Annotated in this window: 22 protein-coding genes and 2 riboswitches; of the genes, 14 read left to right on the forward strand and 8 right to left on the reverse strand. The window is 60.7% G+C overall.

What is annotated here, in order from left to right:
* Positions 1-31: 31 nt before the first annotated feature.
* Positions 32-616, forward strand: coding sequence for a Fe-S biogenesis protein NfuA (gene nfuA, locus ACYZTY_RS11670; protein ID WP_007898222.1), 585 nt, complete (start codon positions 32-34; stop codon positions 614-616).
* Between the two features lie 172 nt (positions 617-788).
* Here nfuA and cobM read toward each other — a convergent pair whose 3' ends face one another.
* From cobM to ACYZTY_RS11690, 4 genes are all read right to left on the reverse strand, one after another.
* Complete coding sequence (gene cobM / locus ACYZTY_RS11675; protein ID WP_461958602.1) at positions 789-1,535, reverse strand: precorrin-4 C(11)-methyltransferase; 747 nt, start codon at positions 1,533-1,535, stop codon at positions 789-791.
* Between the two features lie 98 nt (positions 1,536-1,633).
* A complete protein-coding gene (locus ACYZTY_RS11680) occupies positions 1,634-2,047 on the reverse strand; it encodes a cobalamin biosynthesis protein (protein WP_461958603.1) in 414 nt (137 codons plus the stop codon).
* Positions 2,044-2,748 carry a CbtA family protein gene (locus tag ACYZTY_RS11685; RefSeq protein WP_461958604.1) on the reverse strand — a complete coding sequence of 235 codons (705 nt, stop codon included), beginning with the start codon at positions 2,746-2,748 and terminating at the stop codon, positions 2,044-2,046. Before ACYZTY_RS11685 ends, ACYZTY_RS11680 begins: the two co-directional genes overlap by 4 nt.
* A gap of 11 nt (positions 2,749-2,759) precedes the next feature.
* Positions 2,760-2,951 carry a CbtB domain-containing protein gene (locus tag ACYZTY_RS11690; protein WP_461958605.1) on the reverse strand — a complete coding sequence of 64 codons (192 nt, stop codon included), beginning with the start codon at positions 2,949-2,951 and terminating at the stop codon, positions 2,760-2,762.
* 120 nt (positions 2,952-3,071) lie between these two features.
* Positions 3,072-3,299, reverse strand: a riboswitch (cobalamin riboswitch).
* 194 nt (positions 3,300-3,493) lie between these two features.
* Positions 3,494-3,707, forward strand: a riboswitch (cobalamin riboswitch).
* Positions 3,708-3,805: 98 nt separating this feature from the next.
* On the opposite strand from ACYZTY_RS11690, the gene cobW reads away from it, so the two are divergent.
* The 5 genes from cobW to ACYZTY_RS11715 all read left to right on the forward strand — a co-directional run bounded on the left by cobW (position 3,806) and on the right by ACYZTY_RS11715 (position 12,411).
* Positions 3,806-4,867 carry a cobalamin biosynthesis protein CobW gene (gene cobW, locus ACYZTY_RS11695; RefSeq protein ID WP_131061542.1) on the forward strand — a complete coding sequence of 354 codons (1,062 nt, stop codon included), beginning with the start codon at positions 3,806-3,808 and terminating at the stop codon, positions 4,865-4,867.
* Positions 4,868-4,870: 3 nt separating this feature from the next.
* The gene (cobN, locus tag ACYZTY_RS11700; RefSeq protein WP_461958606.1) at positions 4,871-8,764 is read left to right on the forward strand and encodes a cobaltochelatase subunit CobN; all 3,894 of its coding nucleotides are present in this window, start codon (positions 4,871-4,873) and stop codon (positions 8,762-8,764) included.
* A 152-nt stretch (positions 8,765-8,916) separates the two neighbouring features.
* A complete protein-coding gene (locus tag ACYZTY_RS11705) occupies positions 8,917-9,915 on the forward strand; it encodes an ATP-binding protein (RefSeq protein ID WP_461958607.1) in 999 nt (332 codons plus the stop codon).
* Between the two features lie 119 nt (positions 9,916-10,034).
* Entirely contained in the window at positions 10,035-10,580 is a 546-nt protein-coding gene (locus tag ACYZTY_RS11710) for a vWA domain-containing protein (RefSeq protein WP_461958608.1), read from the forward strand.
* A gap of 184 nt (positions 10,581-10,764) precedes the next feature.
* Entirely contained in the window at positions 10,765-12,411 is a 1,647-nt protein-coding gene (locus ACYZTY_RS11715; RefSeq protein ID WP_461958609.1) for a phospholipase D-like domain-containing protein, read from the forward strand.
* 121 nt (positions 12,412-12,532) lie between these two features.
* Here the strand turns inward: ACYZTY_RS11715 and ACYZTY_RS11720 are convergent, their stop codons facing one another.
* Positions 12,533-13,756, reverse strand: a complete 1,224-nt coding sequence (locus ACYZTY_RS11720; RefSeq protein WP_461958610.1) for an NADH:flavin oxidoreductase/NADH oxidase family protein — start codon at positions 13,754-13,756, stop codon at positions 12,533-12,535.
* Between the two features lie 77 nt (positions 13,757-13,833).
* On the opposite strand from ACYZTY_RS11720, the gene ACYZTY_RS11725 reads away from it, so the two are divergent.
* Positions 13,834-14,238, forward strand: coding sequence for a MerR family transcriptional regulator (locus ACYZTY_RS11725; protein WP_461959302.1), 405 nt, complete (start codon positions 13,834-13,836; stop codon positions 14,236-14,238).
* On the opposite strand, the gene ACYZTY_RS11730 is transcribed toward ACYZTY_RS11725, so the two are convergent.
* Both ACYZTY_RS11730 and ACYZTY_RS11735 read right to left on the reverse strand, forming a co-directional pair.
* A complete protein-coding gene (locus tag ACYZTY_RS11730) occupies positions 14,235-14,492 on the reverse strand; it encodes a DUF2790 domain-containing protein (protein WP_461958611.1) in 258 nt (85 codons plus the stop codon). The two genes, ACYZTY_RS11725 and ACYZTY_RS11730, sit on opposite strands and share 4 nt — an antisense overlap.
* A gap of 63 nt (positions 14,493-14,555) precedes the next feature.
* Complete coding sequence (locus ACYZTY_RS11735; RefSeq protein WP_461958612.1) at positions 14,556-16,094, reverse strand: MFS transporter; 1,539 nt, start codon at positions 16,092-16,094, stop codon at positions 14,556-14,558.
* Positions 16,095-16,258: 164 nt separating this feature from the next.
* Here ACYZTY_RS11735 and ACYZTY_RS11740 point away from each other — a divergent pair, with 164 nt between their 5' ends.
* Positions 16,259-17,125 carry a LysR family transcriptional regulator gene (locus ACYZTY_RS11740; RefSeq protein WP_461958613.1) on the forward strand — a complete coding sequence of 289 codons (867 nt, stop codon included), beginning with the start codon at positions 16,259-16,261 and terminating at the stop codon, positions 17,123-17,125.
* A 267-nt stretch (positions 17,126-17,392) separates the two neighbouring features.
* A complete protein-coding gene (locus ACYZTY_RS11745; RefSeq protein ID WP_461958614.1) occupies positions 17,393-18,949 on the forward strand; it encodes a TerC family protein in 1,557 nt (518 codons plus the stop codon).
* A gap of 30 nt (positions 18,950-18,979) precedes the next feature.
* On the opposite strand, the gene ACYZTY_RS11750 is transcribed toward ACYZTY_RS11745, so the two are convergent.
* Positions 18,980-19,411, reverse strand: coding sequence for a thioredoxin family protein (locus ACYZTY_RS11750; protein ID WP_461958615.1), 432 nt, complete (start codon positions 19,409-19,411; stop codon positions 18,980-18,982).
* Between the two features lie 234 nt (positions 19,412-19,645).
* On the opposite strand from ACYZTY_RS11750, the gene ACYZTY_RS11755 reads away from it, so the two are divergent.
* The 5 genes from ACYZTY_RS11755 (at position 19,646) to ACYZTY_RS11775 (ending at position 23,183) form a co-directional block, all read left to right on the forward strand.
* Positions 19,646-19,822: a hypothetical protein gene (locus tag ACYZTY_RS11755; protein WP_461958616.1), complete on the forward strand. Its 177-nt coding sequence runs from the start codon at positions 19,646-19,648 to the stop codon at positions 19,820-19,822.
* Between the two features lie 337 nt (positions 19,823-20,159).
* Entirely contained in the window at positions 20,160-21,008 is an 849-nt protein-coding gene (locus tag ACYZTY_RS11760; RefSeq protein WP_461958617.1) for a transporter substrate-binding domain-containing protein, read from the forward strand.
* A gap of 52 nt (positions 21,009-21,060) precedes the next feature.
* Entirely contained in the window at positions 21,061-21,723 is a 663-nt protein-coding gene (locus ACYZTY_RS11765; protein ID WP_008015908.1) for an amino acid ABC transporter permease, read from the forward strand.
* A gap of 9 nt (positions 21,724-21,732) precedes the next feature.
* Complete coding sequence (locus ACYZTY_RS11770) at positions 21,733-22,395, forward strand: amino acid ABC transporter permease (protein WP_461958618.1); 663 nt, start codon at positions 21,733-21,735, stop codon at positions 22,393-22,395.
* The gene (locus tag ACYZTY_RS11775) at positions 22,392-23,183 is read left to right on the forward strand and encodes an amino acid ABC transporter ATP-binding protein (protein WP_461958619.1); all 792 of its coding nucleotides are present in this window, start codon (positions 22,392-22,394) and stop codon (positions 23,181-23,183) included. Before ACYZTY_RS11770 ends, ACYZTY_RS11775 begins: the two co-directional genes overlap by 4 nt.
* Positions 23,184-23,225 lie beyond the last annotated feature (42 nt).

Below are 23,225 nucleotides of genomic sequence, written 5' to 3' on the forward strand. Positions count from 1 at the left end.
TAAACTGCGCCCAAGCCTGCGAGGAGTTTCCATGACCGCTATTACCATCACCGACGCCGCACACGATTATCTGGCTGATCTGCTCTCCAAGCAGAACACCCCGGGTATCGGCATCCGCGTCTTTATCACCCAGCCTGGCACCCAGTACGCCGAAACCTGCATTGCTTACTGCAAGCCGGGCGAAGAGAAACCTGAAGACACGGCGCTGGGGCTCAAAAGCTTCACCGCTTACATCGATTCGTTCAGCGAAGCCTTCCTGGACGACGCGGTAGTCGACTACGCCACCGACCGCATGGGCGGCCAGCTGACGATCAAGGCACCAAACGCCAAAGTCCCGATGGTCAACGCCGACAGCCCGGTCAACGAGCGCATCAACTACTACCTGCAAACCGAAATCAACCCGGGGCTGGCCAGCCACGGCGGTCAGGTCAGCCTGATCGATGTGGTCGAGGACGGCATCGCCGTGTTGAAGTTCGGCGGCGGTTGCCAGGGCTGCGGCCAGGCAGACGTCACCCTTCGCGAAGGTATCGAGCGCACCTTGCTCGAGCGCATTCCCGAGCTCAAGGGTGTTCGCGATGTGACCGATCACACGCAGAAAGAAAACGCCTACTACTGAGTAAGGTGTTCGCTGCGAAATGAAAAAACGGCACTGTGGCGAGGGAGCTTGCTCCCGCTCGATTGCGAAGCAATCGCAATGCAGCTAATGCATTTTCCCGTGATGAATGCGTTGGCTGATGTTGGGACCGCTTCGCGGTCCAGCGGGAGCAAGCTCCCTCGCCACAGGTGCTTTATGGGCGATACAAATGCGCATGCCCTGCGCGATACAGCGATGACTCGCTGAACTGATCACTTCCCAACACCCGACCCACCAGAATCAACGCCGTGCGCCGAAAGCCCTTCGCCGCCACCTTTTCGGCAATGTCTGCAATCGTCCCCACCACCCAATCCTGATCCGGCCAGGTCGCCCGGTGAATCACCGCGATCGGGCAGTCCGCGCCGTAATGTGGCAGCAGCTCAGCAAGGATTTTTTCTAAGTGATTCACGCCCAAATGAATCGCCATGGTCGCCCCATGCTGAGCCAGACTCCCCAGCTCTTCTCCGGCCGGCATCGCAGTCTTGTCGGCGTAGCGAGTCAGAATCACGCTCTGTGAAACGTCTGGCAACGTCAGTTCAGCCCCCAGCAGCGCCGCACACGCGGCGGTCGCCGTGACCCCGGGAATGATTTCAAACGCAATCCCGAGTTCGCGCAGATAACGAATCTGCTCACCAATCGCCCCGTAAAGACTCGGATCACCCGAATGCACCCGCGCCACATCCTGGCCGTTGGCATGGGCGGTTTTGATCAGTTCGATGATCTGTTCCAGATGCAATTCCGCGCTGTTGACCACCTGTTCGGCACAATGGCCTTCCAGCACGGCGGCGGGCACTAAAGAGCCGGCATAGATGATCACCGGACAACTGCGAATCAGCCGTTGGCCTTTGACGGTGATCAGTTCCGGGTCGCCGGGACCTGCGCCAATGAAGTAGACGGTCATCGTCCGTTCCTTTGAAAAAAGAGTCTGTCAGAAAAAGGGCGCGGGCAAGGCTTCAGATGAAGATTGCTCATGATCGAAGGCGGGGATTATCGCGGATCTTACGCAACGCAGGCCAATGCCAGGGTGGCCTGGGCGTATTTTTGTCGGCAAATCAGCAGTTTCGCCGGTGCCTGGGCCAGATGTTCGGCCAAGGCCAGGGCTGCACTTTCCGCCACGCCATAGCAGCCGGTGCGTTCGAACGCGATGTCCGAGTGATGGCTGAGCTGCGCTTTGTAACCTTGCAGTTGCTCACTGCTGAAATACGTCACTTCTAGCCCAAGTTGTTCGGCGAGTTCGACCAGGCCCGGTTCATCACGCTTCAAGTCGATACTGGCCAGGGCCTTGATCTGGTGAAGTTCGATTTTATGCGCCTGTAATGCCTGATCGAGCAACGCCCGCAGCGTGCTGGCGGGGCAGCCGCGCTGGCAGCCCAGGCCGACCACTAAAGTCGGCGCTGTGCCGGTATCTGTCATGCGTGGTATTGGCCGTCGTTTTTGCGGCGGAACAACCACGCGCTGATCAGGCCCAGGGCCAGCCAGAATGCGACGTTGGTCAGCTGCGAAGCGATTTTGAACTGCGCTTCCAGAGCTTCCGGGGCCAGCATCGAGTGCACTTCCGGTTGTGGCGCGCCGATCACGTGCGGAACGGCCAGAATGGCCACGCCCAGAATCTTCATCAGCCAGTGGCGGCTGAACACAATCAGCGCGATGCCGACAGCCGTGGAAGCGGCCGTGCCGATCCACCAGAGTTGCCGTTGGGCCAGATCGGCCGCGGCAGTGCCCGGCAGTTCAGGCGGCAGGCCGAGGGTCGGCGCCAGCACGAAGGTCGCGTAACCGGCCAGGCCCCAGAGCAAGCCCTGCGAGGTTTTGGTCGGTGCACGCAAGGTGTAGAGACCGGCGAGCATCAGGGCGAAGCCGACGGCTACCACCAGGTTGCCGCCCGTGGTCGACAAAACGCGCTGCCAGCCGTCTTCCGGTTCCCAGGCTTCGGCATCGTGAGTGTGAGCGGCGACACCCGCGGCGTGTTCGTGAACTTCAACCGCGGCAGGCTCGGATTTTTCGTAGGTTTCGGCCTGCAGAATCAGCGGCGCGACCCAGAAGCTCTGCAGCAGGGTCAGCAACAGGGCGGCCAGCAGCCCAGTGAAACCTGCGGTTTGCGCAATACGCTTGATCATGTCAGCAGATCTCAATGGCACGGGAAGGCGGAGCTGTGACGGGTATCGTGCGCGGCGTTGTGGACCGCTTCGATGTGCGAGAAACCGGCGAAATACACAAGGCACGCGCCAAGGATCGATGCGCAAACGGCAGCGGTCAGGCGTTGAGTCAGGGTCGTGGTGGTGCTGGCCGTTGTGTGGCTAGTGCTGCTGATGATCGACATGGCGCTTCCCTCTGGTCTGTCAGCGGGTGAATAGAGCGCATGGAAGACCCCTGCGAGTCGGGCACGCAGAGGTTCAAACAGCGCCCACCCACCGCGGGTTTGTTATTCAGTGATCGTAAAGGTCACTTTGTGTTGCGGGCCGGTCTCCGGGCTCACGAGGGGCCAAGGCTTGCGCCTGAACCTGCAAGCATCACCTTCCCATGCCGAACTGCTGGCACAGTGGATTTGACGCTTCGCTCGCTTACCGTTGCGGGGGCAGCACCGGACTGACATGGCTTTGAGTAAAGCACATGATTCACCGGTTTCCCGTTTCACCCTGTGAAGGGCACCCGTAACAAGGCGTGTAGGAGAGCATGGGCGGGGCGCGGGAGTCAATTGGCATGGGTTCTCAATGCCAGATCCCGGACCGAGGTGACGCCTTCGCGGGCAAGCCTCGCTCCTACAAGGGCGTCGCGGTCCTGTAGGAGCGAGGCTTGCCCGCGAAGAGGCCCTCACAGTCACCACTGAACCAAGCTGAACATTGACCCGCCCCGACGCGATGCGTAGCCTTGCGCTTTCGAGGTTCTTCGGCATTTGCCGAAGCTAAGAAGGGAACGCGGTCGATGCCGCGGCTGCCCCCGCAACTGTGAACGGTGATGTTCGCTGCCACGCCACTGCAAGCCCTGTCCAACGGGTTCGCGGGAAGGCGCAGCGAATGCCAGGCCAACCGCCCGGCACACCGTCAGCCAGGAGACCTGCCTCGACACAGATTCTCACTACAACCGGGCGGGGTGATCCGGTGGCGAACTCTTCCGCGCGCGCCCGTCGCTGCGATTGTCGTCCCGTATGCCCGCCACCTTGCCAAAGGGCATCCGATGAAAACACTGGCCAAACTCCCCGTCACCATCGTTACCGGCTTCCTCGGCTCGGGCAAAACCACCTTGCTGCGGCACATGCTCGACAACGCCCAGGGCCGCCGCATCGCGGTGATCGTCAACGAGTTTGGCGAGCTGGGCATCGACGGTGAAATCCTCAAACAGTGCTCCATCGGTTGCACTGAAGAAGAAGCCAACGGTCGCGTCTACGAATTGGCCAACGGCTGCCTGTGCTGCACCGTCCAGGAAGAATTCTTCCCGGTGATGCGCGAACTCGTCGCCCGTCGCGGTGACCTCGACCACATCCTCATCGAAACCTCCGGCCTGGCCTTGCCAAAGCCCTTGGTTCAAGCCTTCCAGTGGCCGGAAATCCGCAGCGCCTGCACCGTTGACGCGGTCATCACCGTGGTCGATAGCCCAGCGGTCGCCGCCGGCACCTTCGCCGCGTTCCCGGACCAGGTCGATGCCCAACGCAAACTCGACCCGAACCTGGATCACGAATCGCCGCTGCACGAGCTGTTCGCCGACCAACTGGCCAGCGCCGACCTGGTGATCCTCAACAAGGCCGACTTGATCAGCCCTGAAGACCTGGCCCGTGTGCGCCTGGAAGTCGCCGAAGAACTGCCGCCAGCGGTAAAAGTCATCGAAGCCAGCAGCGGGCGCGTGCCACTGGACGTGCTGATCGGCCTCGGTGCCGGTTCCGAAGAACACATCGACAGTCGTCACAGCCATCACGATCACCACCACGAAGGTGAAGACGATCACGATCACGACGCCTTCGATTCGATCTCCATCGAACTGCCGCAAGCCGACGAAAGCCTGCTGCTGGACGCGCTGACCCAGCTGGTGGTTCAGCACGGCATCCTGCGGGTCAAAGGTTTCGCCGCGATCCCGAACAAACCGATGCGCCTGCTGATCCAGGGCGTGGGCACGCGTTTCGACAAGCATTTCGACCGTCAGTGGGGCGCCGATGAAGCGCGCGCCACGCGCCTGGTATTGATCGGCCAGGAACTGGACGGAATTCTAATCGAAGCGCAATTGCGCGCTGCGCTCAGCGCTTAAGCCATGCACCTGCTCAGGACCCAGCCCGGCGGTTTCGTGTCGGATGACAACATTGCCGACCTTGGACAAACCCCCGCCGAGCTGGTGATCCTGTGCAGCGGTGACTCCAGCCTGGCGCTGCTCGCCGAAGCGGCGCAACAGTTGCCGGACGATTACCCGAGCGTGCGCCTGGCCAACCCGATGCAGGTGCAGAATCATGCGTCGGTCGACCTGTATGTCGACGAAGTGCTGCGCCACGCCAAGGTGATACTGATTTCGCTGCACGGCGGCATCGCCTATTGGCGTTACGGTGTCGAACGTCTGGTGGAGCTGTCCCAGCGTGGCGTGCAGCTGATTCTGGTGCCCGGCGATGATCGCCCGGACCCGGAACTCAGCGACCTGAGCAGCGTGGCTGCCAACGACCGCGACCGCCTCTGGCAGTTCTTGCGTCAGGGCGGCATGGCCAATGCCCTGGATTTTTTCCGCTGCCTGGCCAATCGCTGGCTGGATCGCGATTACGTGTGGGCCGAGCCGCAAACCCTGCCGCGCACGGCGATTTACCACCCGCACAAAAGCCCCGCAGACCTTCACGATTGGCAAGCTGACTGGCAGGCCGATCAACCGGTTGCAGCGGTGCTGTTTTATCGCTCGCATTTGCAGGCGGCGAACACCGCTTTTATCGATGTTTTCTGCCAGCGTTTGCAGGCCGCGGGCCTGAACCCTTTGCCGATTGCGCTGGCCAGTTTAAAAGAACCCGGCTGCCTGACGGTGGTCGAGGATCTGCTGGATGAAGTCGAGGCGGGCGTGATTCTCAACACCACCGGCTTCGCCCAGTCCAGCCCCGAAGCGCCGCACTTGCGACCGTTTCGTCGCAACATCCCAGTGATCCAGGCGATCTGTGCTCAGGACAACGAGCCGGGCTGGCGTGCCAGCGAGCAAGGCCTCGGCCCGCGTGACCTGGCAATGCACATCGCCTTGCCGGAGCTGGACGGGCGGATTATCAGCCGGCCGATCAGCTTCAAGGACCTGGCGTGGCGCAGCGAGCGCAGTCAGTCGGACGTGGTGTGCTATCGGGCGCAACCGGAGCGCATGGATTTCGTCGCCGAACTGGCGCGGCGCTGGATCGATCTGGCCCGGGTGCCGAACCGCGAAAAACGCATCGCGCTGATCCTCGCCAACTACCCGACCCGCGACGGACGCATCGGCAATGGCGTGGGCCTCGACACCCCGGCCGCCGCGCTGAACATCCTGCGTGCGCTGCACACCGAAGGTTATCCGTTGCCCGCCGAATTGCCGGAAAGCGGCACTGCGTTGATTCAACAATTGCTCGGCGGCGTCAGCAACGACCTCGACACGATCGACCAGCGTCCCTGTCAGCAAAGCCAGGCGCTGGACGACTATCGGCGGATGTTCAACGCCTTGCCCGAGGCCAATCAGCACGCCGTGCTGGAGCGCTGGGGCACGCCCGACAGCGATCCGATGTGCCGTGACGGACGAATGATGATCGCCGGGTTGCGCTTTGGTCTGACCTTTGTCGGTATTCAACCGGCGCGGGGTTATCAGGTTGATCCGAGCGCGGTGTATCACGACCCGGACCTGGTGCCGCCCCACGGTTACCTGGCGTTCTACTTCTGGCTGCGCAACACCTATGGCGCCCACGGCGTGATCCACGTTGGCAAGCACGGCAACCTTGAATGGCTGCCGGGCAAAGGTGTCGGGCTGTCGGAAAACTGCTGGCCGGACGCGCTGCTCGGGCCGCTGCCGAACATCTATCCATTCATCGTCAACGACCCGGGCGAGGGCGCCCAGGCCAAGCGCCGCACCCAGGCGGTGATCATCGACCACCTGATGCCGCCGCTGACCCGCGCCGAAACCTACGGCCCGTTGCGCAACCTTGAGTTGCTGGCCGACGAGTATTACGAAGCGCAATTGCTCGACCCGCGCCGTGCCCGGGAGTTGCAGCGCGACATTCTGCAACTGGTGCGCGACACGCACATCGACCGTGAACTGCAACTGGACGAAAAGCTCAACAGCGACGCCGATGCGGCGATCTGGTTGCCGCGGCTGGACACCTACTTGTGCGATTTGAAGGAATCGCAGATCCGCGATGGCCTGCACATCTTTGGCGAGTCGCCGACCGGGCGCTTGCGCATCGATACGTTGTTGGCGCTGTTGCGCATTCCCCGTGGCGATGGTCGTGGGGCGCAGTCGAGTTTGTTGCGGGCGTTGGCCAAGGCGTTCGAGTTGGGGTTCGATCCGCTGGATTGTGCGTTGGCCGAACCGTGGACCGGGCCGCGACCGGATGCCTTGCAATCGATGAGCGAAGAAATCTGGCGTACCGCCGGAGATACCCGCGAACGCCTGGAATTGTTCGCCGCTCAACTGATCTCGCAGACGTTGAATGCCAACCCCGAATCCTGTGGGAGTGAGCTTTTGTGGCGAGGGAGCTTGCTCCCGTTGGTTCGCGAAGCGGACCCAGAAAATGGGACTGCTGCGCAGTCCAACGGGAGCAAGCTCCCTCGCCACAAATACCTGTTCCCACAGGAGAGGGGTTGGGATGAGGTTGGCGCCATCCTCGACAGTCTGCGTGAAGTGGTCGCACCACGTCTGGACGCCTGCGGCCCGGCAGAAATGCGCGGCCTGCTCGACGCCCTGTGCGGCCGATTCGTCCCGGCCGGCCCCAGTGGCGCACCGAGTCGCGGTCGGCTGGACGTGCTGCCGACCGGGCGTAATTTCTACTCGGTGGACGTGCGCAACCTGCCGACCACCACCGCGTGGCGCATCGGTTTTCAGTCGGCGAACCTGATTCTCGAACGGCATTTGCAGGACCACGGCGATCACTTGCGCCAGCTCGGCCTGTCCGTCTGGGGCACCGCGACCATGCGCACCGGCGGCGACGACATCGCCCAGGCCATGGCGCTGATGGGTGTGCGTCCGGTCTGGGCCACCGGCAGCCAACGGGTCGACGACTTTGAAATTCTGCCGCTGAGCTTGCTCGACCGTCCGCGCGTGGACGTGACCTTGCGGGTTTCCGGATTCTTCCGCGATGCGTTTGCCAATCTGATCCGCCTGTTCGACGCCGCCGTGCAAGCCGTCGCCGCGCTCGACGAGCCAGACGACCTCAACCCGTTGGCCGCCAAGGTGCGTGCGGAACGTGAAGCGTTGATGCAATCGGGCCTGGACGAAGAAGCGGCCAGGCGTCAGGCCGGTTGGCGGATTTTCGGTGCCAAGCCCGGTGCTTATGGCGCAGGCGTGCAGGGCGCCATCGACGGTCGTCTGTGGCAAAGCCGCGAGGATCTGGCCGAGGTTTACCTGAACTGGGGCGGCTACGCTTACGGCGGCTCCGATGAAGGCACCGCGGCCCGCGAACAATTCGCCCAGCGCCTGAGCCAGGTTCAGGCCGTGCTGCAAAACCAGGACAATCGCGAGCATGACTTGCTCGATTCCAACGACTATTACCAATTTCAGGGTGGCATGCTCGCCGCCGTTGAAAGCCTTAGCGGTGAAGCAGCGGCCAGCTACCACGGCGATCACAGTCAGCCGGACTTGCCGAAGATCCGCACCTTGAAGGAAGAGCTGAACCGGGTGATCCGCTCGCGGGCGGCCAATCCTAAGTGGATCGACGGCGTGAAGCGTCACGGTTACAAAGGCGCGTTCGAACTGGCAGCGACGGTGGATAATCTGTTCGCGTTCGACGCCACGACGCAACTGATCGACGATCATCAATATGCGTTACTGGCGGATGCGTATCTGCTCGATCCGGCGACCCGGGATTTTGTCCGTGAGCATAATCCTCATGCGCTGCGCGACATGACCGAGCGGATGCTCGAGGCGCAGCAGCGCGGGATGTGGCAAGAGCCGGGGGCGTATCGCGAAGCGCTGGAAAACCTCCTGCTGGATATAGAAGAAGAAACCTGACGCGCTGCAAAACCCTGTAGGAGTGAGCCTGCTCGCGATTGCATTCGTTCAGCTGACAAAGATGTTGTCTGACATGCCGCTATCGCGAGCAGGCTCGCCCCCACAGGGATCGACGTGTTTTTGATTTTGCCGACCATGACCGAGATATATAAATGACCGACACCCCGCATTTCCCGCTCTCCGCCGTGGTCGGCGCCGACGATCTGAAGCTCGCCCTCTACCTGACCGCCATCGACCCGAAAATCGGCGGCGTGCTGATCGAAGGCCCACGCGGCATGGCCAAATCGACCCTCGCCCGAGGCCTCGCGGACTTGCTGGCCAGCGGTCAATTCGTCACCTTGCCCCTCGGTGCCACCGAGGAGCGGCTGGTCGGCACCCTCGACCTCGACGCCGCGCTGAGCGAAGGCCGCGCCCAGTTTTCCCCTGGCGTATTGGCCAAGGCCGACGGCGGTGTGCTTTACGTCGATGAAGTCAATCTGCTGCCCGATCACCTCGTCGACCTGTTGCTCGACGTGGCCGCCAGCGGCACCAACCTGATCGAGCGCGACGGCATTTCCCACCGGCATTCGGCAAAGTTTGTATTGATCGGCACCATGAACCCGGAAGAGGGCGAACTGCGGCCGCAACTGCTCGACCGTTTTGGTCTGAACGTAGCCCTCGGTGGTCATACCGCACCGGCTGAACGTGGCCAGATCATCCGTCGGCGTCTGGATTTCGACAGCGATCCCCAGCGCTTTTGCGCTGAATGGGAAGGCCAGCAGCAGTCGCTGCGTGAACGTTGCCAGAAGGCGCGTAGCGCATTGGCGGGCATCCCCCTGGATGATGAAGCACTGGCGCAGATTACCGAGCGTTGTTTCGCCGCCGGTGTCGATGGTCTGCGCGCCGATCTGGTCTGGTTGCGAGCTGCCCGTGCTCACGCCGCATGGCGAGGGGCGAGCGCTATCGCCGAGGAAGACATCGACGCCGTTGCCGAGTTCGCCCTGCGTCATCGTCGTCGCGAGCAATCGCCACCACCGCCGCAACACAATCAGTCGCCTTCGGCTCAATCTTCCAGTCCGAGCGAAGGCCAGGGCCAATGGGGTGAAATGCCCGCCCAGGCGTTGCCGGTCGGTGCCCGGCGTGAAGTGCCGAGCTGGCCAAAAAAGCCCTAGGCATTCGCCCTCGTTCTGACGCGGGGGCGAATGCCAGACCCCGCGCAGGACGGCTGGATAACGGTAAACAGGGCAAGCATCACGCCGCGCGCAGCGGCTCGATCAACTGGCCCGGCACCTTGCTCAATGGTCGCCCTCGTCAGCACAGCGATGTGCTGTTTCACCTGCGTACCCGATCCCCTCATGAACTGTGGCTGGTGATCGTCGACGCATCGGCTTCGACCCGCCGTCATCAGGCGTTGAGCGATGCCAAGGGGTTGCTTGCGCAATTGTTCGACGACGCGTATCGCCAACGCGCGCGTCTGGCCTTGTTGACCGCCAGCGGCCATGCACCGAAGTGGCAGGTGCAAGGCTTGAAAGCCTCGGCGGGGTTGCGCGGTTGGCTCGATGACTTGGGCGCGGGCGGCGGCACGCCATTGTTGGCGGCGCTGGGTGAAGCGGGGCGTTGGATGGCGACACGGCAAAAACGCTTTCCGGCGGAACAGCAAAGGCTGCTGCTGGTGACCGACGGACGATTGAAGGAATGGCCGGGGTTACCGGTGCTGGATTGCCCAGGGTTATTGATTGATATCGAGCGCGGGCCGATTCGGTTAGGTCGGGCGAAACAGATGGCGGTAGAGCTGCAAGCGGATTATCGGCACATTGATGAGCTGATCTCCGGCTGAAAATTGTGTTGTTAGTAATGGCCCTATCGCGAGCAGGCTCACTCCCACATTGGATCTCCATTGTTCACAAAACCCCTGTGGGAGTGAGCCTGCTCGCGATGGCATCACCCCGGTTCCGGAGAATCATGGCGAATCCGCATCGCTACCCTATGCTCTGATGGCCATTCGATCAAAGGAGTGAATCATGCGCGTACTTGCCGTTAACGATCAGAACGATTTCCGCGTCAAAGCCTACGCCGGCACCAACGGCGTGTTGTTGGCCATGGATCTGGCCGAACCCCGTCGCAAAGGACTGCTGGGCTTCGCCATCGAAAAGCAGCAGGGCAACAAACCCTGGCAGTTTTTGTTCAATAGCCTGACGTTCCCGGGCAAGACCCATACCTTCCCCCAGTATCACGCCACCCCGAGCGATATCGCGCCGCTACAGAAATTCCGCTGGGCCGATTACGCGGTCAATCCGGGGCTGACGATTCATTACCGGGTCCATCTGGCCTACGGCAGCGCCGACGCTCCGCAACTGGGTGAGTCCCTGGAGGTGACGGTCACTTCCGACGATGGTCATCCCGGCAACCAACGTGTCAATTTCAACCGCGCGGTGGCTGCCAGTCAGGCGTTCCAGCGCAAGTTCCCCGAGCTCGACGCGCTCCTAAGCGGCGAAGAAAAGCCGTCTATCGAAGACTGGCCCGATGCCCCACGCCAATGGCTGGAGAACGGCTTGCTCGGGCGGTTGCTGGGCTTTATCGAGCGAGCGATCGATGGCCGGTGGGCACTGGATATCGCCATCTACGAGTACCAGTTGCCGGTGATTGTCGATGCGGTGAACGCGGCGCACGACCGCGGCGTGCACGTTCGCGTCCTTTATCACGCGCAACCGGACGAAGACACCACCGCCATGAACGAAGCAAGCCTGGAAAAGATCCCGGCGGCGAACAAGCGCGGACGCGTCACCCACAGCATTTTCCACAACAAATTCATGGTCCTGAGCCGTCTCGATGCAACGGGGCTGCGCCAGCCTGAAGCCGTGCTTTGTGGCAGCACCAACTTCACCCCCAACGGTATCTACCGCCAAGCGAATGTGGTGCATGTGCTGGACGATCCTAAGGTCGGCGCCAGTTACCTGCAAACGTTCGAGCAGGTCTGGAACACACCGGAGGACGTCGGCGCCACGCGGCAATGGATCACGCAGCACAACCCAATGGACCCAACGCAACCGCTGTTCGCCGGATTCTCACCACGCTCGGGTAAGGGCGACCTGGATGAGTTCGTCGACATCATCAACGGGGCAAAAAAAGACGTGCTGTTCGTTACCGCGTTCACCTTGCCCGACGCCATCCTCAACGCCTTGCTTGGCAAGCCCCACGACGACATCCTGCGCTACGGCCTGCAAAACTCCGCGAGCAAAATCACCGGGTTCCACGCCGACCGTACCGCCGAATTCACCACGGTTGCGCTGCTCAATACCGGCCTGGAAGGTTGGCTCATGGAAAGCAAGGAAGGCCAGAAGGGCAACCTGCTGGTGCACACCAAAGCCATCGTCACCGACTTCACCAGCGATGCACCGACGATCATCAGCGGCAGTCATAACCTCAGTGCGGCGGCCAGTCGCAGCAATGACGAGAACTACCTGATCATTCGTGGCGATACCGACCTGGCGGATCGGTATGGGTTGGAGTTGCTGCGGTTCTACGAGCATTACCGGTTTCGGTATTTTGCGAAGAAGCTGGAGCTCAAGGAGGTTCAGCCGTTGGTGGCGGGGGACAGTTGGACTGATGATTATTATGTGGAGGGGGATTTGCGCAGCCTGTCGAGGTTGCGTTTCTCCGGGCAGTAATCGCTGACTTCAATGGCCCCATCGCGAGCAGGCTCACTCCTACATTGGATCTCCCTATGGCGAAGATCCCTGTGGGAGCGAGCCTGCTCGCGATGGGAGCGACGCGGTTTTATTTTATGGGTTACTTCCCCATCGCCTGCCGGTACTGACGCGTACGCCGGGCGATGTACAGCTGATCGAGAATCAACGCCCATATCGCTGAAACCCCGGGCCGGGTCTTGCGCCCACGGCTCAGGCGATGTAGCTGGAACTTCACCACGGCCATGCTCGCCAGGGCGGCCAGCGGTTTGCGTTTCCAGCGGATCGGCGGCAATTGCGGGTGGCTGTTCTGGCCTTCGCGCCAGCGTTTGACCAACTGCGGTTCGATGGCCAGCGCCGTGCCGATACCGGCCATGGCGATGCCGCTGTCGAGCACCTGTTCGACGATGGCCAGGCGGCGGATCCCGCCCGTTACCATCACCGGCATGTTCGCCACGCTGGCCAGTTCGCCGGCCATTTCCAGAAAGTACGCCTCCCGCGCCAAGGTCCTGCCGTCCCGGGCTTCGCCTTGCATGGCCGGTGCTTCGTAGCTGCCACCGGAGAGTTCCAGCAAATCCAGCGGTTGGTCGTTGAGCCACTGGATCACTTGCCGGGCATCGTCGGCGTCGAAACCGCCGCGCTGGAAGTCTGCGGAGTTGAGTTTTACCGCGACACAAAACTGTGGCGATACGGCTTGGCGAACGGCGTTGACCACGGCCAGCAGCAGGCGCGCGCGATTCTCAAGCGAACCACCCCAACAGTCAGCGCGGCGATTGGTCAAGGGCGAGAGAAACTGGCTGATCAGGTAGCCGTGCGCCGCATGAATCTGCACACCCGTGAATCCGGCTTTCTCCGCCAGGGCCGCGCTGGTGGCGAAGCGTTGGATGACCTCGGCAATATCGCTTTCCGACATCGGTTTGGGTTCGGCAAACATCTTGGAAAACGAACCCAGATCCAGCGCCACAGCCGACGGTGCCCAGGCTTGCTGACCGAGGTTGGCCATGGTCTGGCGGCCGGGATGATTGAGTTGCATCCAGAAATGCGCACCCCCGGACCGGCCGATGGTGGCCCACTGACGGAACTGCTCAAGATGCCTTCCGTCTTCCAGCACGACGCCCGCAGGGCCGGTCATGGCGCGGCGATCGATCATCACGTTGCCGGTCAGCAGCAGCCCGGTTTCGCCCTCGGCCCAGGCCTGATACAGCTGAAACAGCGCGCTGGACGGCGCTTGCCCAGTATCCGCGAGGTTCTCTTCCATCGCGGCTTTGGCGATGCGATTACCGAGGGTCTGGCCGTTGGGCAAATTCAGCGTTTGGAAGGGCGACATGCTTGACTCCTCATCAGTAAAGCGTAGAGGCTAAGCTTAAAGTTAACTTTAATGTCAAGCAGTCAAGTGAGGCCGTGATGAAGATTGGTGAGTTGGCGCAATTGAGCGGGTTGAACCCGTCGCGCATTCGGTTTTACGAGGCTCAGGGCTTGATCCAGCAGGTGGAGCGTCTGGCCAACGGCTATCGGCGTTATCCAGCGCAAGTGCTGCAGACCTTGAAAATCATCCAGTGCGCCCAGCAAGCCGGGTTCAGCCTTGAAGAGCTGAAGTTGTTGTTGCCGGACACGGCGACAGGCGAATTCAAGCACGATGAACTGGTGGCCGGTTTAGGGCGCAAAGTCGAACAGATCGAAGCGATGCAACTGCACCTTGCGCAAAACAAGGCGCAGTTGCTGGGGTTGATCGAAAACATTCAGGCACGGCCCGAAGGGATGGCCTGCGGTGAGAATGCCGAGCGGGTACTGGCCTCGCTCAAGCATTAGTTCTGACCGAGACAGTTTTCGCCAAAGGCCTGGTAACGCAAGACGTGGGTGGTGCCCGCGGTATCAATATAGGTCATCTCCCGCGGGAGGGGGCCGCAGCCATCGGTGCTGGTCATGTTGAGCACTTTGGCGATATGGAGCGGCGTCGAATACGTGTAGTCCTCGACTTTCTGCGTGCTGGAATTGTCGACGGAAGCGGCCGCTGCAACACCGCTCAGACTGATGAGAAACAGGGCGGACAGAATGCGTTTCATGATGGGGATCTCGTAGTGGCTACTGAACGATTTCAGTGGCAGTACGACGAGCCCCGTCGGGGTTTATTCCAGGCCCAGGGAAAAACTTTTCTGCGCGGGGATCGGATTGCGCATCAGCGTGCCGACCACTAGCGCCCCCAGCAAAGCCAGCAAACCGGCGACTACTAGCAGCAGACTGAAGCCGCCGACGAAGGCCTGGCGCGCCAGCGGTTCGACCAATGGGCGTGCGGTTTCCGGTAGCAGGTTCATCGCCGCGGTCATGTCACCGGCGACCACCCGCGAGGCAATGCCTTGGGTCTGGTCGAGCCATTGCATGCCCTGCGTCGACAGGCTGGTGTGCAGCAACAGTTCGGTATGACTGGACAGCAATGCACCGAACACGCCGATGGCCAAAACGATCGCGCTGAAACGCATGGTGGTGCTCATGCCCGAGGCCATGCCGGTGCGCTCGCGGGGCACGCAGGCCATGATGTTTTTCTGCGTGTCGCCATTGAGCAGGCCGGCCCCGGCGCCCGTCACGGCAATGGCCAAGGCGAAGGGCAGGTATCCGCCGCTGCTGACAGCCCAGGCGCTGAGCAGGTTGCCGCTGCCGACCAGGGTCAAACCCGCGGCCATCAGCGTTGCAGGGGCAAATCTATTGGCCAGCCGAGCGCCGATTCGCGGGCAAATCAACATGGTCACCGCAAACGGCAGCATCCCCAGCCCCGATGCGATGGCCGAGAAGCCCAGGCCGTTTTGCAGGTAAAACGGCAACAACGTCATCATCACCTGGGCGCAACCGGCATAGGCAAACATGCCGAGCAGGGCGCCGATGAAGCGCGGGTGCTTGAACAATTGCAGGTCGACCATCGGCCGCTGTTGCATCCGCTCAATCACCACAAACAGCCCCAACAGCAGCGCGCCACCGATGAGCCGGGCGTAGGTGAGCGGGTTGCTCCAGCCGATCCGGTTGGCTTCGATCAAGCCCCAGATCAGGCACAGCAAACTCGCACTGAACGCCAGGCTACCCCAGGGATCGAGGCGCGCAGACTGGGTGTTCCTCGATTCCGGCACGGCGCGCCAGACCCTGTACATCAAGAACGCCCCTACCGGCAGGTTGAGGTAGAAGATCCAGCGCCAGCCGACATATTCGGTGATCAGCCCGCCGACCGTCGGCGCAGCAGTCATCGCCACGCCCATGCACGCCCCCCAGAACGCCCAGGCCTTGGCCCGTTCGACTTCATCGTGAAAGGTATGGCCGATGGCGGCCAAAGCCGAGGTCAGCAACAACGCCGCGCCGACTCCCTTGATCGCCCGCGCGATATCGAGGAACAACGCAGTGGGCGCCGCGCCGCATCCGATGGAGGCGAGGATGAAAATGCCCAGGCCACAGAGCATGGTTTTCTGCCGGCCAAAGCGGTCGGCGATGCTGCCAGCCGGCAGCAACAGGGCTGCGAACGCCAGCATGTACGCGCTGACCACCCATTCGATGTCGGCAAAGTTCGCGCCCAGGTCCCGGGCGATGGTTGGCAGGGTCACCGCGACGATGTTGGTGTCGAGCACGATCAGCGAGCACACGCCGGAGGCCGTCAATAGTGTCAGACGTGGACTGACCCGGCTCATGGCGTGATTGCCTTTTGGGCAAGATGGCTGACTGTGGCGCAGAAAAGGGGTTTGACGTACATGGCGTTGGCTCTCTACTGTGATTGCCAGTGAGCTTATCGCGGTCGATTATCGGCTTTGTTAGCCTGCTATCGGGACTTCATTACCTTTGAGCTAATGCACCCATGGACATACGGCATTTCCGCTACTTTCTGGCTGTTGCCCGGCAAGGCAACTTTACCCGCGCCGCCGAACAACTCGGTATCGCACCGCCCACCTTGACTCGGCAGATTCAGGACATGGAGAACGAACTCGGCACGCGACTGTTCGTACGCCAGACACGTGAAGTCAGCCTGACCGAGGCCGGTGCCGCGTTAATGATCGAGGCCGAGGCGACGGTGCGGCAATTCGAATACGCCCAGCACAATGCCAAGCGGGCCGGACGCGGGGACATCGGTCATATCGAACTCGGTTACGTGGCGTCGGCGGTGTACTCGGGGTTGCTGCAAAAACAGGTGCAGACCTTCAATCGCGAGTGCCCGGACGTCAGCTTCAATGTTCGGGAAAGCCCAATGGCTTCATTACCGGCCATGGTGGTCGAGGGGCGATTCGATATCGGTTATGTCCGCTCACCCATGACCCTGCCCGACGGCCTGGAGGCCATTCGCCTGGACTCGGAAGGCTTCGTGCTGGCGCTGTCCACCGAGTCCTGGCTGTGTCGTCTGCCGGACATCAGTCCGGAGCATCTGCAAAACGAGACGTTCATCCTGCCGGAGCAAATCAGCGGCACCTTGCAAGTCGCCGCCGAGGGCGGGTTTGCGCCGAAACTGGGGGCGCAACCGGGCGGACTGGTAGCGGTGATTGCGCTGGTGTCGTTGGGGCAGGGCGTGGCGGTCGTGCCGGAGTCGGTGGTCGGGCATGTCGGTTTGCCCGGCGTGTTGTACCGGACGATCAAGGGCTGCGAGGCGACGTCGTGGCTATCATTGATTCATCGGCGGTTCGAGAAGTCGGCGGCCGTGGTCAGGTACATCGAGCAGGTCAAAAAGCGCTGATTACAGATTTTGTAATGATTTCCGGCTGTGGGAAATGTCGCTTTCGCCTGTACGCTCCAAGGCCTTTTTCCTTTCAGGACTTGCATGAACACCCTTTTGGAGCCTCCCGGTTATCCTTTCTCCTCGCGCTACCGCGCGGTCTTGATGCACGCGAAACATCCGGTCTTCCGACTTCTGAATCTCCTTGTCACTTCACCGCCACGGCCTCTGCGCCGCGCTTTGCCGTGCCCGGCTTTCTGAATTCACTGAAGAGATCGAGACGTTTTTATGGAATGGATAGCTGACCCCACCGCATGGCTGGGCCTGTTGACTCTAATTGTGCTGGAGCTGGTGCTGGGCATCGACAACCTGGTGTTTATCGCCATCCTGGCCGACAAGTTGCCACCCGAACAACGCGACCGTGCGCGGCTCATCGGTTTGTCCCTGGCGTTGCTGATGCGCCTGGGCCTTCTGGCGAGTATTTCGTGGCTGGTGACCCTGACTCAACCGTTGTTCGAGGTGTTCGACAAGAGCTTCTCCGGCCGCGACTTGATCATGCTGTTCGGTGGTGTGTTCTTGTTGTTCAAGGCCACCATGGAATTGCACGAGCGACTCGAAGGCCATGTCGGCCAGCGCGCTTCCAATGCGGTTTATGCGATGTTCTGGCCGATCGTGGCGCAGATCGTGGTGCTCGATGCGGTGTTCTCCCTCGATGCGGTGATTACCGCCGTGGGCATGGTCGATGAACTGGCCGTAATGATGATCGCGGTGATTATTTCGATCGGCCTGATGATCGTCGCCAGCAAGCCGCTGACCCGCTTCGTCAACGAACACCCGACAGTGATCATGCTCTGTCTGGGCTTTTTGATGATGATCGGCTTCGCGCTGACCGCTGAAGGCCTGGGGTTCCACATTCCGAAGGGCTACCTGTACGCGGCCATTGGTTTCTCGATCCTGATCGAGGTCTTCAACCAGATTGCCCGGGCGCGCCGTAAAAAGTCGATGCAGGGCCTGCGCCCGATACGTGAGCGCACGGCCCACGCCGTGATGCGTCTGCTGGGTGGCCGCACGCTGGCGGTGGAGGAGGTTGGCGAGGAGATTGCCGACATGCTGGATAACGGCGAAGCGCCGAGCACAGGTCTGTTCGACCGTCGCGAACGGGTGATGATCAGTGGTGTGCTGCAACTCGCCGAGCGACCGATCCGCACCTTGATGACGGTGCGCGCCGATGTCGATCACATCGACCTGTCCGACGATGCCGAAAACATTCGCACGCGCCTGATGAATTCGTCCTATTCACGCCTGCCGCTGATTCGCGATGGCGCGGTGGATGAGCCGCTGGGCTTCGTGCACAAGAAGGAATTGCTCAAGGAATACCTGGCCGGCAACCAGCCCGGTCTTGAGTCTCTGGCGCGCAAGACCATCAACTTGCTGGACAGTTACTCGATCCTCAATGCCCTGGAGCAGATGCGCAAAGCCTCGACGCACATTGCGTTTGTGGTCAATGAATTCGGTGACTTTGTCGGTGTGCTGACCATGACCGACATTCTCGAATCGATTGCCGGCGAGTTACCGGACGCCAGCGAAATCGAGGGCCCGGATGTGGTCGAGGAGAACGGTGGGTTCATGGTCAGCGGCGCGTTGAACTTGGCGCGGGTGCGACAGCGGACCGGGTTTGCGGCAGAGCCTACCGATGACTATCAGACCCTGGCCGGGCTGGTGGTGAGCCTGCTGGATCGCCTGCCGATGATCGGTGACAGCCATGAATGGGAAGGCTGGCGGCTCACGGTGGCGGCGGTTGAGGAGCGTCGTGTGACGCGGGTGTTGCTGGTGCGCGCTGTTTAGATCGTTCCCGCGCGTGGGAACGATCATTGCTCAAACCCCGATCAACCTATGCGCCCGAGGCACGGTGCACAGCCTGCGCAGGGTCTGGCGTAACCACGCCAGATCGTGAACCGGTTTTCGGGTCACCGTTGCCGGTTTCATCCTGCCGATGTGCCTGGCGAACTCTTCCTGCAGGGTTTGTTCAGTGCCGATGCCCTTGAGCTTCTTGACCAATTTCCCGTTCAGATAAAACAGCACGGTCGGAGTTCCGGTGACGCACGAATGCCGAGGCGACTGACTGGTGTCCAGCATGTAGATGTGCGCGTGATGCCGATAAGTCTCGGCGATCTGGCGAAAGATCGGCCCGGCCCAATCGCAGGCCGGACAGTGCTGACTGCTGAAGTACAAAATCACCGGGCGCCAGGTTTTCAGGGCTTTGCGATAGACCGGAGCCAACGTGTTTTGGGCGGTTGCCGAGCGCATTGAGATCTCCTTTTTTCACTGTGCATTGAGGCTCGGTCGACGGTAAAGGAGTGCAAGCGGGCGGGTCTACTGTCAGAAATTACAGGTAGATTTTCCTACGATTATCAGGAATCGACTTACCGGGTTGTAGGATCAGCCCGACAGCAATCACGGAAAGCCAGAAGTGCGTAACGTGATACTTTTTTCCTTCCGTCAATGAAGGCGGTGATGGACTAGGAAAGGGTGGCTAAAACAATGAGTGAGAACCTGGAGCGCAAGATAAATCCGCGCCGCAATGAACCAGCTTTCTATAGTGTTCCCGCCAAAGAATACGAAACCCTGATGAATCGCCTGGAGGATCTGGAGTTGCTTGCCCTTTGTAAAGACAGGGAAGACGACCCAACCATTAAGGTTTCGATTGATGACCTATGACCTATGAGCTGGAGTTTTCTGAACAAGCCTGGAAAGAAAATGCGCTTTGCTAAAACCCATTTTCCTCTGCCTTTCTGATGACAAGCCGCACCAAATTAACTCGTCAAATGCCCCAACTGTGAACCACGTACCCGCACGTTGTAGCCAGCGGTAGCGGATCTCGTTGTGCGCGTTTCGTAACATTGATTTTGTTTTTTACCCATCCATTTGATTCAAAACACTTTTCAATCTACCCAACATTCCCCCCACAACCTGTGGCACACTTTCTGCTGTCTATTCCGTTGTTACATACCAACGTCCGTTATAGCGGAATAAACATCACCCTGGAGTGCTTGCCATGCATCGCCGACCTTCCTTGTTTAAAGCGTGTATTTTTCTAGTCGCAGCTTCAGCTGCTGCCATGGGCGTGGCCCAGGCGGCGGAGGGCAAGCTCGATAGCGTGCTGGCCCGCGGGAAACTGATTGTGGGCACGGGCAGTACCAATGCGCCGTGGCACTTCCAGGGAGCGGATGGCAAGTTGCAGGGGTTTGATATCGATATCGGAAAAATGATTGCCAAGGGGTTGTTCAACGACCCGACCAAGGTCGAGTTCGTGGTGCAGTCCTCCGATGCGCGGATTCCCAACCTGCTGACTGACAAGGTCGATATCAGTTGCCAGTTCATCACCGTGACCGCCAGCCGTGCGCAGCAGGTGGCGTTCACCCTGCCGTACTACCGCGAAGGCGTCGGCCTGCTTTTGCCGGCCAACAGCAAGTACAAGGAAATCGAAGACCTCAAGGCCGCCAACGACAGCGTGACCGTGGCGGTGCTGCAGAACGTGTACGCCGAGGAGCTGGTGCATCAAGCCTTGCCCAAAGCCAAGGTCGATCAGTACGACAGCGTTGATTTGATGTATCAGGCCGTCAACTCCGGCCGTGCCGATGCTGCCGCCACCGATCAGTCGTCGGTCAAATACCTGATGGTGCAGAACCCTGGTCGCTATCGCAGCCCGGCCTACGCCTGGAGCCCGCAGACCTACGCCTGCGCGGTCAAACGCGGCGATCAGGACTGGCTGAACTTCGTCAACACTACCCTGCATGAAGCCATGACCGGCGTTGAGTTCCCGACTTACGCGGCGTCCTTCAAGCAATGGTTCGGCGTTGATCTGCCGACTCCAGCCATCGGTTTCCCTGCCGAATTCAAATGATCCCGTGAGAGCGAGGCGCCCATGACGCGCCCCGTTCAAGGTACTGCTGACCATGAACTATCAGTTGAACTTTGCCGCCGTGTGGCGCGATTTCGACACCTTGCTGGCGGGGCTCGGTCTGGGCCTTGAGCTGGCGCTGGTGTCGATCGCCATCGGTTGCGTGATCGGCCTGATGATGGCGTTTGCTTTGTTGTCAAAGCACCGCGCCTTGCGGGTGCTGGCGTCGGTGTATGTGACGGTGATCCGCAATACGCCGATTCTGGTGTTAATTCTGTTGATCTACTTCGCGTTGCCGAGCCTGGGGATCCGTCTGGACAAGATCCCGTCGTTCATCATCACCCTGTCGTTGTATGCCGGCGCGTACCTGACCGAAGTGTTCCGCGGCGGCTTGTTGAGCATTCCCAAGGGACAGCGTGAAGCCGGGTTGGCCATCGGGCTCGGTGAGTGGCAGGTCAAGGCCTACGTCACCGTGCCGGTGATGCTGCGCAATGTGCTGCCGGCGCTGTCGAACAACTTCATTTCGCTGTTCAAGGACACCTCGCTGGCCGCCGCGATTGCGGTGCCGGAGCTGACCTATTACGCGCGCAAGATCAATGTCGAGAGCTACCGGGTGATTGAAACCTGGCTGGTGACCACAGCGCTCTATGTGGCGGCCTGTTACCTCATTGCCATGATGCTGCGTTACCTCGAGCAGCGTCTGGCGATCCGCCGATAGGAGGCCCACATGTACGAATCCCCTAGTTGGTTGCATGAGTTGTGGGTCGCGCGGGAAGTGCTGTGGCAAGGCTTCCTGACCAGTGTGCAGGTCTCGGCCCTGGCCATTTTGCTGGGCACAATGGTCGGCATTGTCACCGGTCTGGTGCTGACCTACGGCAAGTTCTGGATGCGCGCGCCGTTTCGGTTTTACGTTGACCTGATTCGCGGCACACCGGTGTTTGTCTTGGTGCTGGCCTGCTTTTACATGGCGCCCGCAGTGGGCTGGCAGATCAGTGCGTTTCAGGCCGGCGCCTTGGGCCTGACGCTGTTTTGCGGCTCCCACGTGGCGGAGATTGTGCGCGGCGCGTTGCAAGCGTTGCCCAGTGGCCAGATGGAAGCGAGCAAGTCCATCGGCCTGACGTTTTATCAATCCCTTGGTTACGTGTTGTTGCCCCAGGCGTTGCGGCAGATCCTGCCGACCTGGGTCAATTCGTCCACTGAGATCGTCAAGGCCTCGACTTTGCTGTCGGTCATTGGTGTGGCGGAATTGTTGCTCAGCACGCAGCAGATCATCGCCCGCACCTTCATGACGCTGGAGTTTTACCTGTTCGCCGGATTTCTGTTTTTCGTCATCAACTACGCCATCGAATTACTCGGCCGGCACATTGAAAAGCGGGTGGCCTTGCCATGACTCAACCTCAAGTTTCGACACAGAACCAGGCCCTACTGGACATTCGCGGCCTGCACAAACAATACGGCAAGCTCGAAGTGCTCAAGGGCGTCGACCTGACCCTGCAGCGCGGCAACGTGGTCACGCTGATCGGCTCCAGCGGTTCGGGCAAGACCACGTTGCTGCGTTGCGTGAACATGCTCGAAGAATTCCAGGGCGGCCAGATCATGCTCGATGGCGAGTCCATCGGTTATGACGAGGTCAACGGCAAGCGCGTGCGCCACGCGGAAAAAGTCATCGCTCGGCATCGGGCGATGACCGGCATGGCGTTCCAGCAGTTCAACCTGTTCCCGCACCTGACCGCGTTGCAGAACGTCACCCTCGGATTACTCAAGGTCAAGAAGCTGCACAAGGACGAAGCCGTGGCACTGGCGGAAAAATGGCTGGAGCGGGTCGGCTTGCTGGAGCGGCGCGACCACTATCCCGGTCAGTTGTCCGGCGGTCAGCAACAGCGCGTGGCGATTGCCCGGGCGATTGCGATGAACCCGAGCCTGATGCTGTTCGACGAAGTGACCTCGGCACTCGACCCGGAGCTGGTCGGCGAAGTGCTGAACGTGATCAAGGGCCTGGCCGATGAAGGCATGACCATGTTGCTGGTCACCCACGAGATGCGTTTTGCCTTCGAGGTTTCGGACAAGATCGTATTCATGAATCAGGGGCGCATCGAAGAGCAGGGGCCTCCCAAGGAACTGTTCGAACGCCCGCAATCACCGCGTCTGGCTGAGTTTCTCAAGAACACGCGGTTCTGATTTTATTAAAAAAGAATTTTATCTTTTCAATCAGGAGAAACA

It is taken from the genome of Pseudomonas sp. LB1P83, from assembly GCF_054897885.1.